This is a genomic window from Streptomyces sp. KR80 (genome assembly GCF_052245555.1).
Lineage (GTDB): Bacteria > Actinomycetota > Actinomycetes > Streptomycetales > Streptomycetaceae > Streptomyces.
Window position 1 is genome coordinate 224,860 of the sequence record NZ_JBQQCD010000009.1, and the last position, 14,236, is coordinate 239,095.

The window sequence follows — 14,236 nt, forward strand, 5'->3', positions numbered from 1 at the left end:
CTCCGCCGGCCGCCCGAGCTTTCGCGGTCAGCTCGGTGCGACAGCGCGGCCGGTCTGCGGAGAGATCATGCCCGCGCACAGGCCGCGGCTGGCCAGCAGCTGCGCGATGCGGGGGATTGCGGCGACCGTGTTGGGTGGCCCATCGTGCATCAGGATGGTCTGGCCGTTGGTGAGTTTGCTGTGCGCCTGCACGATCCTGTCGACGCTGACGCCGCTCCAGTCTGCTGTGGTGACGTCCCAGATGATCTCCCGCAGACCGTGCTTGGCTGCGATGGACTTGATCGTCGAGTTGGTGGTGCCGAACGGCGGGCGGAACAGCTTCGGCGTGCCGCCACCGGCGGCGGCGATGGCCTGCTGGGTGCGGGAGATCTCCGAGTCGATCTGCGCTTTGCTGATCTGGTTCAGGTGCGGGTGGGTGTAGCTGTGGTTGCCGATCCACATTCCGGCGCTGACCTCGGCCTTGACCAGGGCGGGGTAGGCGGCGGCGAATCGGCCTTCGTTGAACATCGTGGCCCGCAGCCCGTTCTGCTTGAGGGCGTCGAGCAGGGCCGGGGTGTTGCTGGTCGGGCCGTCGTCGAAGGTGAGCCCGACGTACCCCTTGCTGCAGGCGGCGGCGTGCGAAGGACTCGCGCTGATGACACTTGTGGCGGCCACTACGGCAGCGGCCAGTCTTATGACGAGGAAACGTCGCATGTTTCTGGTCCTTGGATCGCTGGGGAACTTGACTGTCAGTTCACGGTTTCGACCTCGCGAAGCCGAGGCTCACCCGAGGATCGCGGCGAGCCGGGTGGCGATCTTCTGATGACCGCCGTCGTTGGGGTGGGTGCCGTCTGCGGTGTCGGTCGCCGGGTGCAACCGCGGTGTCCGAGGGACCGGTGCCCCACTCCTCGGCCGCGGATCGTCGCTCCCGCACGGGAAAAGTCCCGTTGCGGGAGCGACGACAGGCTATGCGGCCACCACGATGTGGTCGCTGGCCGCAGGGTCCTCAGCCCTTCACCCTCAGATCACGATGCGCACCACACCGACACTCCGGCGAGCGGCGCCGGGGTGTCGGTGTGGTGCCTGGCTACATTTCCGGTCAGGCGTTTGCCGTCGTGAAGACGTAGCGTCCGCTTGGCACTGTGTAGAGCCGGTAGTTGCCTTCCGACCCTGCTGGGACGGCTCCAGGCGGCGCGATCACCCTCTGGCCACCCGTGACGGGCACGTAGATTGTGCCTGTCCGGTTGACCGGCACCTCGACGGTGAGCGTGAGCTGGCCGTTCTCAAGCCTCCAACTGGATGAGGCTGTGCCGCCGTTGGTCTGCAACGAGGTGGAGGCTCGTTGCAGACTCGCTGGTATGTGCGGCTTGACAACAACCCTGGTTGAAGCCCTCCCGGTTTGAGCGAGTCCGGCGATGTCGGCGAGCATCCAGTCTTCGGCTGTGCCGAGGAAGGGATGTCCCTTCGATCGTGGGCTTGTCCACTGCTCCCACAGGGTGGTAGCACCGTTGGCCATCCATGCGCCGTAGCCGGGAGCGGTGCGTTGCGTTGCGGCTTTGTAGGCGGTCTCGAGGTGTCCGTACTGGGTGAGCACGCGGAACAGCCACTTGGTGCCCAACACGCCAGTACCGAGGTGGTCGCCGCGGGCCGCGACGTCGGCGGCCACGGCGTTGACCACGGCTTGGCGGTTCGCCTCGGGCGTGATCCCGAACGCAACCGGGAGCACGTTGTTGGTCTGCAGGAACCTGGCCCCGCTCGCTGTCCGGTAGGTGCCTGACCTGAAGTAGTCGGTGTTGAACGCTGTCCGTGCGGCGGCGGCGCGGCGTGCGAACGTCGCGGCGTCGTCGGTATGGCCGAGCTGCTGGGCAACGCCGGCGAATTGGTCGAGTGTTCGGTATACGTAGGCGCGCGCCACCAGCTTCTTGTCGGCTGCGGTATTGCACACGCTGTCTCCGCCGGGGCATACCCAGTCGCCCCAGAGTTCGACGGGGTTGGTGGCTTGGGACGACACGAACTCGGCGTATGCCTTGAGTTGCCCGTAACGGGCGGTGACGGCCTGCTTGGCGTCGTGGTCGCGCAGGAGCAGTGTCGCCACTTCGGTGAAGGCGTTACCCCATGCGGCGCTGGACAGATCGGCTGCCTTGGTCGGGACTGGGGCCCAGGCGGGCAGGTCGCCGTTGCTGCGTAGGCTGTCGGCGATGTCGTTGTACCATTTGATGTAGAGGGTCTTGGCGTCGAAGTTGCGCATCGTCGCGTCGGCCATGAGTGCGCCGTCTCCAAGCCAGGGCAACTTCTCGACGTAGGACCCGTCGGTGGGTGCTGCGAGCACGAAGTTGTTCAGGATTGTTTCCCGGCCAGCTTTGTGGACGAAGTTCAGCACATCATTGGACGACTCGAAGGTCCCCACGCTCTGGATGTCGTTGTGGATGCGCAAGGCTGTGACCCGGGGTGCTGGGGCGCCGCTTGGCAAGCCGCTGACTTCGATGTACTGGAAACCCTTGTGGGTGAACGACGGCGCCCAGGTTGCTGATCCCGAGCCCTTGCTGATGAAGGTGTCGTCTTGCGGGCGGTTGGCCACGACCACAGCTCGTCCGTTGCTCCCGAGCGACTCTGCGTACCGAATTCTGACCGCGGTGCCGGCTGCCACGTCGAGCGTGATGCGTGCGTTGCCGGAGATGTTCTGGCGGACGTTGTAGACGAACACCCCTGGGGCCGGCGTGGCAGGGTTCCCGAGGCTGATTTCGCTGACGATGCGTGAGGGCTCGATCGGGCTGGCCTGCAGGCGTGCCGTGCCGTTGCTGACGGTCACGGCCGGCGCCCATCGGCTGTCGTCGAATGAAGGAGTGTTCCAGCCGGGTTGCTCCTTCCGGGCGTCGTAGCCCTCCTTTTCCGGGAATACGGCGTTGTTGGCAAAGGGCAGGGACGGTCCCTGTGCGGCGGTCCAACTGGTGCTGGTGGGCACGGGCTGCGTTGTGCCGTCCGCGTAGGTCACCTGGAGTAGTGCCTTTGTCCGAAGGATGCCGTCCCAAGCGCCGCGGTTCTCGGGCCTGGCCCAGTTGTGCAGGCCGTTGAGTGTTCCCTGGCCGAGCGCGATGCCGACGGTGTTCTGGCCCCCCTGGACCGCGGATGTGACGTCGATGCCGTCGTAGTAGGTGACCTTGTCGTACTTGGTCCATCCGGAGCCGAGCACGATGGTGCCGGCCGGTTTGCCATTGATGGACGCCGCGTACGCGCCGAGACCCGAGATGTAGAGGCTTGCGTTGGCGATCGGCTTGGTGACGGAGAAGTTCGTGCGCAGAAGGGGAAGGCCGAGCAACGCGCCGCCGGGTGCGGGTTCTCCTCGACCCGCCACCCAGTCTCTTTGGGAGATCCAAGCCGCCCCGTTCCAGTCCTGGTCGCGCAGCATCCCGGTACCGAATCGGAAGTCCGGACTCCAGCTGCTCCAATCACCGGTGGCGTCCCTCACCCGCACGCGCCATGTGTAGCGGTGCTTCGTCGCCAACGACGGCCCGCCGTAGGTCATGGCGGCGACACCACTGGCCTCGGCACGGTGGGTCCAGATCGGCTCGGCGGTCCGTTCCGCATCACGCACCTCGACCTCGGCCGCCGTGACGGCAGCGCCGGGTCGGCTGGACGTCACACTCCACGCGAACTCAGGCCTGGGGTTGTCGACCGCGAGCGGGGCGTTCAGACCCTGGGTGGTGCCCCGGACGGCCACGAGCGGCGACACGAGCGACGATCTGGGGTCGGGAGGGGGAGCCGCCCCCGACAGCATCGCCGTCATGGTGACCAGGGCGACGAGTAGTGCAGTTGCTGCGGACGTGCTCGTGCGACGTGGAGATCTCACTGGCCCCACTCCAATCGTTAAATCGTTTCAATGCCTCCGAGTAGAGATCACTGGTTGTGCGAGTGCATCCGACCTGGGGAGGATGGCCGCCGCGCCGCTTCCGGGAGATGTCAGCGCGCGAGACTGCCCGGCAACTCCGTCGCAAGCACTGGGACTATGCGGCGACGACGATGTGGTCGATGTTGGCCAGATCCTGACCGGTGGACTCGAACCGGATCGTGTTACCGGTACCAGCGTTCAACGGCACCGTCACCGTCATCGTCTGCCAGGTGGACCACGAAGCGGTTGCCGGAGTCGTGATGTTCTGACCGGCACCGTTGACCACCAGCCGGCCGGTGCGGCTGTTCCCGCTGCCGTTGGCGAACCGGACCGTCAACATCCTGCTGCCCCCGGCGCCACCGTCGACGTTGTTGAACTGCAACGACCCACCACTGGCCGGGAAGTTCACGAACCCTGTCCCGGTGAACCCTGCGTGGTTGGAGTAGACGCTCGCGCCATCACCCAACACGGCGTTCTCGGCCTGGTACGTGGTGCCGCCCCCGCCTGACGGGGGGCCGGCCGTGGGGTCGCCGGCGACCTCGACCACGACCACGGACACGTCCGCGTTGGGCGCCGACGCGGGCAGGGTGACGGTGATGCCACTGCTGCTTCTGGTGTAGGGGAGTGAGGTTCCGGGGTTGTTGAGCAGGTAGACCCGGTTGATGGTGTTGGTCAGCGAGCCGATCACCAGCTGACGGCTGGTGGGCCAGGTGGAGACGTGGGCGAACAGCTTGCCGGGCTTCTTGGTGTAGTAACCCCAGGACGGCTCGGACGTGAACGGGCTGCCGGTGGTGCCGTAGATGCTGTCGCTGTAGGTGCTCATCCAGGCGCCCATGCCGGTCAGCGCGTTGACCGACCCGGTGGTCACCACACCGTCGCCGCGCGGGCCGATGTTGAGCAGGTAGTTGCCGTCCCGGGAGACCACCCTCACCAGTTCCCGCACCAACGTCCGGACCGACTTGTACTGGTTCTCCTTACGGGAGTCGTAGCCCCACGCGCCGTTCAGCGTCTGGCAGGTCTCCCATGGCCGGGGCAGCGGTCTGGCCGGAACGGTCTGCTCCGGGCAGAGGTAGTCACCCAGCCCCGTGTTGCGCTTGACCCGCTCGTTGATGACAAGGTTGGGCTTGAGGCTGATGCAGAAGTTGTACAGGTCGCGGCCGTCGTCGGCGTTCCACCAGTCGGTCAGGGTCTGCGGGTTCCGCTCGGGGAACCAGTCTCCGTCGAACCACAGCAGCGCCGGGTCGTAGCGGGTTATCAGCTCCCGTAGGTGCTCCTTCATGTCCCTGATGTAGTTGGCGCGCGCGGTCATCGACGCCATCGTGGTCAAGCCAGTGCTGCGGACGGTCTGGGACGGGTGGCACCAGTCGACGATCGAGTAGTACAGCGCGAAGACGATGCCCTGCCGCTCACATTCGGCCTTCAATTCCGCGAGCAGGTCACGCTGGAAGCCGGTGTAGGACGGCAGCGTGTACAGCCGCCTGCCCGTGGTGTCGGTGAAGCTGGCCACCTTGGAGTCCCACATCGCGAACCCCTCGTGGTGCTTCGCGGTGATCACCAGGTACTTCATTCCGGCTCTCTTCGCCAAACCGACGATGCTGGCCGCGTTGAAGCCGGCCGGGTTGAACCTGGCCGAGACCTGGGTCTGGTAGTCGGCCTTCGACCACCCCTCGTTGTAGAAGGCCCACTCGCCAAGGCCGCGGTACGAGTACGACCCGAAGTGGATGAACATGCCGAACCGGGCCGCGTACCACCACTCCATCTTTGCCGGGACGGGGTACGCAGCCGCTGACGTCGCGGGCAAGGCGGGCGGCAGGGCGACGGCAGCCGCGCCCACGGCGCCCGCTTTGAGCAACTGTCGGCGGTTCAGATGGATTGACATGCTTCACTCCCTCGGGTCGTCTGCGCGGCCGACGCGGCGGGAGCCAGACCGGCGCCCGGCGCGGGTCTTACCCGCGCGCCGTCACAAAAGCCGGTCATGGCAACCCTTCCGCGACTGTGCTACTTCATGATCGCTTGGTCCAGGTTTGACCGGAGCCGCCGTTGCAGGCGTTCACGACAACTGGCGAGTTGTCAGCGGTGCCACCGGCTTCGAGGCAGCGTCCGGACGCCGAGTTCGTGACCGTGCCGTTGGTGTTGGCCGTCCACTTCTGACTCGCGCCGCCGTTGCACGAGTTGATCGTCACCCGCGTGCCCTGCCCAGAAGCGTTGGCGTCCATGCACTTCGCGTTGTCGTAGATCCGCAACTCACCTGCGGCCGTCTGGGTCCACCGCTGGTTGGTCGCACCGTGACAGGGCCAGATGATGAGCCCGGTGCCGTTGGTCTGGGTCCCGCCCGGCACGTCGACGCACTTGCCGGAGGCGGAGCCCGCCAGGCTGAAGGTGGTGCCGGGCGTCGGGTCACCGGGCAGGAGCGGGCAGCTGCTGCGGTACGCCGAGATGCCGGTGTTGTCCATCAACGGGCACAGGAACTGGTGGTAGCGCGTGTCGTTGTCGATGAAGATCTTCATCCAGGGGATCCACTTGCGCGTCGCCACCGAGTTGTTCGACGTCGGGAAGCCGTGCCCGGCGCCGGTGAGCTCCAGGTACATCTTCTCGGTCGTGGCCGGGATCTGGTTGTAGTAACCCATGACCAACGACGGGGTGACCGTTCCGTCCCGCTGCCCGGCCAGCAGGGCGGTGGGGACCCGCATGTTGTTCAGGTTCTGCGACGGGCTGTACGGCGCATTTCCGATGGCGGCTTTCAGCGTCGGTCGGCGCAGGGCCGCCGAGATGGCGCCGCCGCCACCCATCGAGTGGCCCATCACCGCGAGGCGGTTCGGGTCGACCCTGGTGCGCACGGAGCTGCGCTGGGTCAGGTAGTCCAGCGCCGCCAGTAACTGCGTGCCGCCCGCGACGTCGAAGTCGTTGCGGCTGATGGTGTCGATGCCGATCACGACGAACCCGAACGAGGCCAGCCAGTGCCCCATCCAGGCGCCCTCGGCCGCCCAGGTCGCGGTGTAACCGGGCACGACCGCGATCGCGCCGAACGTGCCCTGGCTGGTGTCCGTCGGGTAGTAGATCTTCGCGCCACCGAAGCCGTTCCCGCCGCCCACACTCGTCTCCGCGGTGGCGAAGGTGCCGCGGTTCGCCGCGACGCTTGACTGGGTGGGATTCGGCCCGCGCTCGTAGGGGTTGTCGGCGGCGGACGCCGATCCCAGGGCCACAGTGGACGCGAGGATGCCGAGAGCAGCCATGAACGCGACAGCTACTCTTCGCGCCATTCCGCGAGTGGAGCCAGTGGCTCGCCGGACGGGCGCATTCGCATGGGACGCCTGGATTTGGGACATGAAGCACCACCTCTTCCTAGACAACGTTGGCAAAGAGAGGTCAGCTGGAAGGCACAGCGAGCTGGTGGGAGCTGGACGAGGTCGTCACGGCTTCCGGCGGATGCCGGGCAGCAGGCGCCCGTTCCGGTCGAAGACTGCCTGGTTCTCTCAGCCGTTCCCGGAGTTGCCGATGTCCACCGGATAACCCGAGCACGGTTGCGACGACGTGATGATGTTCGCGGTGCGGTCGTGGTTGGCCGTGTGATGCACGGGGACGCAGTTCCGGCCAGGATGACCGGCGTTCCGTACCGGGAGCGCATGTCCGACACGACACCGGCCATTGTGGACATTCTGCCGTGCCAGTAGCAGGGAGGTACCTCTCCCCGCGAAGCGGGGAGAGGTGCCGTGCGCGGGTCATTCGATCTCCTTCGATCGAGCGGAGCAGAGCACGCACGACGGTAAAGATGTGAACGTGCACAAGAGTCCTAGACGCGCCACCCGAACAGATGGAACCGCATGCCCGTGATCGTTTCAAGAGCAACCCAATTGGATTCTGTGAGCGTGCACATTCCATTTCGAATTCGACTGCGGATTCGACGCCGTCATCGATACTCGAGCTGAAACCGCTCCTGTGCGGCCGTGCGCAACCGCCGGCCAGATCAGGTGGACTCGCGGACGACGAGCTCGGTGGGCAGGATCACGGTGACCGGTCCCTCGCCGTCGATCTGGGCGAGCAGCTGGCGCACCATCATCGCGCTGATGTGGTCCCACAGCTGCTGCCGGATGGTGGTCAGCGACGGATGGGCGGCAGTCGCGACAGGTGAGTCGTCGAAGCCGCCGACGGCGATGTCCTCCGGGACGCGCAGACGGCAGCCTCCACATGCCCGCGGCGGAGTCCGTGTTGCCTTCCGGGCGTGGTGAGGGGCGTGCTGAGCACATCAGTCTCGACCTTTGTCCGATGTGGACGGAATGGACCTGCTGACCCAGCCAACTGAAGATCGACGACCACCCGAGGGTCCGCGTTGATCCGTCGCCACGGGGCCGAACTCGCGCACTGATGACGACAGCTGCCGCGCGAGGAACGTCGATAGTTGTTCAGATCCTGGGTGTTCGACCAGTCACCTGGTCCTTCGACGGTCGATCGACGATGCTGGAAAGCGCTTTCTTGACAGCGTTTGCGGGTGTGCCGAGACTGATCTGACCCGGGTTCGTGCATCTGACCTTGATCGCCCGACCGAGAGGTGGCGCACGCGATGAACCAGGCGACCGATTCCGAGACTCCAGGCTTCTCCAGAAGGACCATTCTCACCGGAGCGGGCGCGCTCGTGCTCGGCGTGGCGGCTCCGGCCAGGCTGATGGAGGCTCAGGCGGCGACTGCCAGCAGGCGGGTGGTCTACAACATGAACCCGGACTGGCGGTTCATCAAGCAGGACATCGCAAACGCGCACGTGCCGTCGTTCAACGACTCGGCGTGGGCGACCGTGAGCGCCCCGCACACGTTCAACGACGTGGACTCGTTCGACAACTACATCGGCAGGTCCGGTGAGTCGGCTGTCGCGATGCAGCCCGTGTGGTACCGCAAGCGGTTCACGCTTCCGGCCGAGCACGCCGGGCAGAAGGTGCTGCTGGAGTTCGAGAGTGTGCGGCAGGCGGCCACGGTGTACGTCAACGGCACCAAGGTCGGGCTCTACGAGAACGGCGTGGCGCCGTTCGGCTTCGACATCACCGGTCAGGTGCGGTTCGGCGCGGAGAACCTGATCGCGGTGAAGGCGGACAACACCAAGTGGCGGCCGGAGGAGGCCACCGGCACGCCGTTCCAGTGGGATACGCGCGACTTCAACCCCACCTACGGCGGGCTCACTCGCAACGTACGGATGTACGTGGTGCCGAAGACGTACTTCACGCTTCCGCTCTACACGAACCTGCGCACGACCGGCTCCTACGTCTATGCGAGCGCCATCAACGTCGCGGCGGGGAGCGCGACCGTCACCGTTGAGGCCCAGGTCCGCAACGAACAGTCAACCGCGCGCACCATCACCGTCTCCGCGAACATCATCAAGCCGGACGGCACGGTGCACGCCACCATCACCGGTGTGCCGGTCAGCCTGGCCGCCGGCTCGACTCAGGTCGTCAAGCTCTCGCAGCAGATCAGCGGACTCGTCCTCTGGGAGCCGGGGCGGCCACACCTCTACACCGTGGAGATGGTGCTTTCCGAAGGCGGCGCGGTGCAGGACGCGTTCCCGGTCACCACCGGGTTCCGCAAGACGGAGTTCCGCGGCGGCGCGACCAGCGGCGGCGTCTACATCAACGACAAGTACGTTTTCCTCACCGGGTATGCGATCCGCTCCACCAATGAGTGGGCCGTCATCGGTGGCGCCGTGCCCGACTGGATGACCGACCTCGACGGGAAGCTGATCCGGGACAGCAAGGCGAACCTGATCCGCTGGATGCACATCGCCGCCACCCCTGCCAACATCCGGATGACCGACAGGTATGGCATCGTGTCGATGCAGCCCGCCGGAGACAAGGAGTCCGACAAGACCGGTCGGCAGTGGGACCAGCGGGTCGAGCTCATGCGGGACGTGATCATCTACTTCCGCAACAACCCGAGCATCCTGTTCTGGGAGGCGGGCAACAACTGGATCACCGCCGCCCACATGTCCCAGATGACCAACCTGCGCAAGACCTGGGACCCGAACGGCGGACGGGTGATGGGCTGCCGGGCGATCTCCGACAACTCCGCGTACGGAGGGAGAGCCGCCGTGGATGCCGCCGAGTACGTCGGCACGATGCTCAACCGGCACTACTCGGACTACTCCCGCGACCGCAAGCCGATCATCGAGTGCGAGTACACCCGTGACGAGGCGCCGAGGAGGGTCTGGGACAACTACTCGCCGCCGGACTTCGGCTACAAGACCGGGCCGGACGTCACGTACCACCTCACCTCCGAAGACTTCGCCGGCCCGCACGCCGCCGCCACCCGCCACGAGTTCTGGGGACAGCGCATCCAGGGCCCAGGACAGCGTCGCTACTCCGGCGCCGCCGCCCTGATCTGGGCGGACTCCAACCAGCACGGCCGCCAATACAACTGGGAGTGCTGCCGCCTGTCCGGCCGGGTGGACGCGGTGCGCATTCCCAAGGAGTCGGCGCACACCTACCGGGTCATGCAGAGCAACACCCCGGACATCCACATCATCGGGCACTGGACCTATCCGGCGAACACGACCAAGACCATGTACGTCATGGCCTCTAGCCACGTCCGGCGAGTGCGGCTGCTGGTGAACGGCACCGAGGTGGGCAACGACACCTCGGCCACGAACGACTTCCTGTACTCCTTCTCCTCCGTCCGCTGGCAGACCGGCACGATCACCGCGGTCGGGTACGACGCGGACGGCCGAGAGGTCGTCCGCACCGAGAAGACGACCACCGGAGCCGCCACCGCGCTCCGGCTGACCCCGTACACGGCTCCCGGCGGGCTGCGCGCGGATGGCAGCGACATCGCGTTCTTCGAGGTCGAGGCTGTCGACGCGCAGGGCCGCCGGATGCCGACCCATCAGGCCCGCGTCGACTGCACGCTGACCGGTCCCGGCCGTTTCCTCGGCGGCTTCAACCCCGGCAAGCCTGGGAGCGTCCACAAGTCCTATGTGGACACGGAGGCCGGCGTCAACCGGGTCTTCGTCCGCGCTTCGCGGACCGCGGGCACGCTCATCTTGCGCGCCACCGCGAGCGGCTTGACCGCCGCCACCGCCGGCATCGACTCGATCCCGTTCACCACCACCGGCGGCCTGACCACCCTGCCGCCGGCCAGAGGAGCGCAGTAGAAACGGAGGGAACTGTTCTGTTGCAGCGACTTCCCGCCTGCCACGGCGTTCAGCCGGTACACGTGGTCGGGCTGCATCAGCCGCGTCGCGGGACACCCCGGAGAGGCAGTCGACCAGGAACGGCCCGACACCACCTATGAGTCGCTGACGACGCGGCCGCTCACCTCACAGGAGGCGTGGGTGGGTCGCCCCGCGGGAGCTTGACGGACGGAGGTGGTCCCGATTGTCGTCGGGGCCACCTCCTGGTCAGCGGTCCCCTGGTTCACGATGAACGGCGGTGTTCGAACGCACCGGTGTCGGCGACCGTGCCGGCAGCCCGACGCAGTGGTTCTGGGACATCGAGACCAGAGGCAAACCAGACCTGCTCGTCGCTCGACGGCTGCCGGCGCTTCGACGCCGAGGCGGTCATCTTCATCTCCAAACCGACCACGTGGCACGTCGTTGAGGAGCTGGAACCTCCTGAGGTCCGGGTCTACGGCGCGATCTGGGACTCATGAGGAGACCACCGTGGACTATCAGGCCCTCAAACTCGACGGTGTGCCGACGGCGAACGTGAACCTGCCCGAATGCTCACGCCCGGACCACACCGACTCCACACTCGACACCTCGCTCATCACCGAAGCACTGTTCCAGCTCAAACCCGAGCACCGGATGGTGATCGTGCGGGCTTACTACCGCGGCGAGTCCATCGCCGAGCTCGCCGACGCGCTGGACGTGCCGAGGGCACGGTGAAATCGCGGTTGCACTACGGCTTGCGCGCGCTGCGGCTCGCGCTTAAGGAGAACGGGGTCACGGAGCGGTGACCTCGCACGCGGATCCGTTCCGGGAATGGAGGTGGCCTACGTGCTGGGATCGCTGCCCCCGATGATTGACGGGAGTACGAGCACCACCTACCCGCCACCGCGCTGCCCGTCTCCTCCGGGCGACGCGTTCTGCTGGTCACGGCGGCGATCATCGTCGCCGCCGTGACCAGCGCCGTGCTCACCGCCGGCCGGACTGGACGGCGATGCCGAATCAAGTGATCTCGCGACCAATGAGGATCAGCCGCCTGAACTGCCACGGGCGGCCACGCGGTAGTTGCCTGAGGCGCTGACGGACAGGTAGACGTAGGACCCGTCGCTGCGCGCGCTGGTGACTCCGGCACCGGGGGTGAATGTTCCGCGGTCCCAGACGGTCGTTCCGTTCACGGTGATTACCGTGTTCGGGCCGGAGGCCGGGACAGCGATGGTGCCGCTGGTCCCGTTCGGGGCGGTGACGTCCATGTCGAACCCGCCGCTACTCACGCGGCCCCACTTGACCGCCAGCGGCCCGTGCGGGGTCGGCACCTGTCCTACGGTCCAGCTCAGCGATCCGGGCTGCGGCTGGACGATCCAGGTGCGGTACCCGGCGCTGACCGGCCGGGCGCCCAGCACGTAGCGCGACAGCGCCGCTGTGGGGGCGGACGCCCAGCCGTGCGCCAGGCTCGTGCTGCCTCTCTCGACGCTGCCGTCGGGCATGATGTTCTCCCACAGGGTGCCGACGGAGTTCGGGCCGGGCCGGACCATCTGGCCCCACACAGTACTCAACAACTGCATCGCGCCGGTGGTGTCGCCAGCCTCCAGCCGGGCGTTCAGCTCAATGCCGGAGATGAACGGGCTGATCATCGTGCGGTAGCTGCCGCCGGAGAAGGGCCGCGGGCCGTGGGAGCCCCACAGCGTGGACTTCAGCTTGGCCAGGATGCCGGGGACGGCGCCGGCGGGCGCGACGCCGAACAGGACCGCGTCGGCGTTGCCGTCCTGGGGGAAGATGCCGCGGACTCTGTCGCTGACATCGTAGACGCCGGTGCTGGAGTTGAAGAGGTGGGTGTTGATCGCGGTGCGCAGGGCCGCCGCCCTGTTCGTGTACTGCGTCGCGAGATCGGCCTGGCCGAGCTCCCGCGCCAGGTAGGCGCTCTCGGTCAGGTTCAGGTAGTACAACGCGTTGTACCTGGTCACCGCGCCGGTCTTGATGGCGTCGTACCAGTCCCAGTCCTTGCCGTCGCTGCTGTCGGTGATCAGCAGTCCCTGCGAGTTGAGCCGTGAGGCGTTCCAGCCGAGCTGCCGCTGCACGATCTGGAACTGCGACCGGACGAAGTCGAGGTCGCCGGTGGCGCGGTAGTAGTCGGCCAGGTTGGGGGTGAAGTACAGCGAGTAGCTCGTCGAGTAGCACGCGGTTGTACCCGGCTTGGGCGGGCCGGTGTGCACGGGGGTGCCCGGTGGCAGGCACCCGGTGACGAAGCCGCTGCTGAGCTGGTGGCTGCCGAGCAGCCGGATGGATTGCTTGAGGTACTCGTTACCGTTGGAGCCCAGGCTGACGTAGTTCGTCGGACCCTGCACATACATGTCACCGATCCAGACGTTGCGATCCCGCTTGGCCCCGTCCAGCATCACCGGCAGCTGGTTGTTGTCCGCCGTCCTTACGGGCAGCATGGCGAGCTGGTTGGTGTAGACGCCGGCGTACCAGATCTTGTTCAGCTCGTCGGAGCTGGACATGAAGTACCCCTGGTACTCGTTCGCCGTCGCGCGGTAGGGGCTGAACCGGATGCCGACCGCGCTGAGCGTGACGGAGCCGGGGGAGGTCAGCGCGATCCTCTGGTACCGCTGGCCGCCCTGGATCAAGCTGTGGTTAATCGTCCCGGTCCCGCGGATGGTGTAGTTGTTGGCCCTGGACCGGTCGCCGGCGTTGAAGGCGCCCCCGCCGTCACCGTTGGCGCCGGCGAACTGCCTTGCCTCGCTGTAGGAAGCGCGCAGCACCGGGTTGCCGCTGTGCCCGGTCACCGTGAAGTACGGCCAGCCGCCGACGTTCTTGCCGTAGTCCAGGATGATCACGGGTTGGGGCCCGCCGGACGTCATGGTCAGCCTGGCAGTGCCGCTCCCACCTGAGGTCAGCGCGGCCGCGTTGGTGACGTTCCCCGATGTGCTCGCCACGGCGACCGGGGTCACGTTCGGCGTGGCCGGTCCCGCGACGTACTGCTGCCAGTTGGGGTTCGTCGGCCAGGGCACGGAGTCCGCGGCGGCGGGCTGGCCGCCGCTCACCATCGTCGCGGCCAGCGCCACCACCGCAAGTGCGGCGCGCCATGCGCTCCGATGGCGACTTAATTGTCTGCTCATCGTCGGTCCTCTCATAAGTGGGGCGTCTCCGGGGACATCGCGCGAGCCGCGCAGTGATCAGGCGTAGAAAGCGCTTACCTGGCTCAGGGAGATGGAACCGCGCACCGAAGATCAGTT

7 protein-coding genes and 1 pseudogene are annotated in these 14,236 nt (G+C 66.7%); 2 read left to right on the top strand and 6 right to left on the bottom strand.

What is annotated here, in order from left to right:
• Window positions 1–27 precede the first annotated feature (27 nt).
• The 5 genes and pseudogenes from ACTWQI_RS16020 to ACTWQI_RS16040 all read right to left on the bottom strand — a co-directional run.
• Window positions 28–693 carry a polysaccharide deacetylase family protein gene (locus ACTWQI_RS16020; RefSeq protein WP_443270986.1) on the bottom strand — a complete coding sequence of 222 codons (666 nt, stop codon included), beginning with the start codon at window positions 691–693 and terminating at the stop codon, window positions 28–30.
• A 385-nt stretch (window positions 694–1,078) separates the two neighbouring features.
• Window positions 1,079–3,763: a family 78 glycoside hydrolase catalytic domain gene (locus ACTWQI_RS16025; RefSeq protein WP_443270988.1), complete on the bottom strand. Its 2,685-nt coding sequence runs from the start codon at window positions 3,761–3,763 to the stop codon at window positions 1,079–1,081.
• Between the two features lie 217 nt (window positions 3,764–3,980).
• Entirely contained in the window at window positions 3,981–5,744 is a 1,764-nt protein-coding gene (locus tag ACTWQI_RS16030; RefSeq protein WP_443270990.1) for an alpha-L-fucosidase, read from the bottom strand.
• A 124-nt stretch (window positions 5,745–5,868) separates the two neighbouring features.
• Window positions 5,869–7,125, bottom strand: a complete 1,257-nt coding sequence (locus ACTWQI_RS16035) for a poly(ethylene terephthalate) hydrolase family protein (protein WP_443270991.1) — start codon at window positions 7,123–7,125, stop codon at window positions 5,869–5,871.
• Window positions 7,126–7,829: 704 nt separating this feature from the next.
• A pseudogene (locus tag ACTWQI_RS16040) lies at window positions 7,830–8,045 on the bottom strand (substrate-binding domain-containing protein); the annotation flags it as partial.
• A 378-nt stretch (window positions 8,046–8,423) separates the two neighbouring features.
• Here ACTWQI_RS16040 and ACTWQI_RS16045 point away from each other — a divergent pair.
• Both ACTWQI_RS16045 and ACTWQI_RS16050 read left to right on the top strand, forming a co-directional pair.
• The gene (locus ACTWQI_RS16045; protein ID WP_443270993.1) at window positions 8,424–10,991 is read left to right on the top strand and encodes a glycoside hydrolase family 2 protein; all 2,568 of its coding nucleotides are present in this window, start codon (window positions 8,424–8,426) and stop codon (window positions 10,989–10,991) included.
• A 507-nt stretch (window positions 10,992–11,498) separates the two neighbouring features.
• The gene (locus ACTWQI_RS16050; protein WP_443270994.1) at window positions 11,499–11,723 is read left to right on the top strand and encodes a sigma factor-like helix-turn-helix DNA-binding protein; all 225 of its coding nucleotides are present in this window, start codon (window positions 11,499–11,501) and stop codon (window positions 11,721–11,723) included.
• A gap of 308 nt (window positions 11,724–12,031) precedes the next feature.
• Here ACTWQI_RS16050 and ACTWQI_RS16055 read toward each other — a convergent pair whose 3' ends face one another.
• A complete protein-coding gene (locus tag ACTWQI_RS16055; protein ID WP_443270995.1) occupies window positions 12,032–14,119 on the bottom strand; it encodes an alpha-L-rhamnosidase-related protein in 2,088 nt (695 codons plus the stop codon).
• Window positions 14,120–14,236 lie beyond the last annotated feature (117 nt).

Bases quoted from the DNA above. Each gene is read 5' to 3' on its own strand.
- ACTWQI_RS16020 (WP_443270986.1), bottom strand. From the start codon at position 693: ATGCGACGTTTCCTCGTCATAAGACTGGCCGCTGCCGTAGTGGCCGCC.
- ACTWQI_RS16025 (WP_443270988.1), bottom strand. From the start codon at position 3,763: ATGACGGCGATGCTGTCGGGGGCGGCTCCCCCTCCCGACCCCAGATCG.
- ACTWQI_RS16045 (WP_443270993.1), top strand. From the start codon at position 8,424: ATGAACCAGGCGACCGATTCCGAGACTCCAGGCTTCTCCAGAAGGACC.
- ACTWQI_RS16055 (WP_443270995.1), bottom strand. From the start codon at position 14,119: ATGAGCAGACAATTAAGTCGCCATCGGAGCGCATGGCGCGCCGCACTT.
- ACTWQI_RS16030 (WP_443270990.1), bottom strand. From the start codon at position 5,744: ATGTCAATCCATCTGAACCGCCGACAGTTGCTCAAAGCGGGCGCCGTG.
- ACTWQI_RS16035 (WP_443270991.1), bottom strand. From the start codon at position 7,125: ATGGCGCGAAGAGTAGCTGTCGCGTTCATGGCTGCTCTCGGCATCCTC.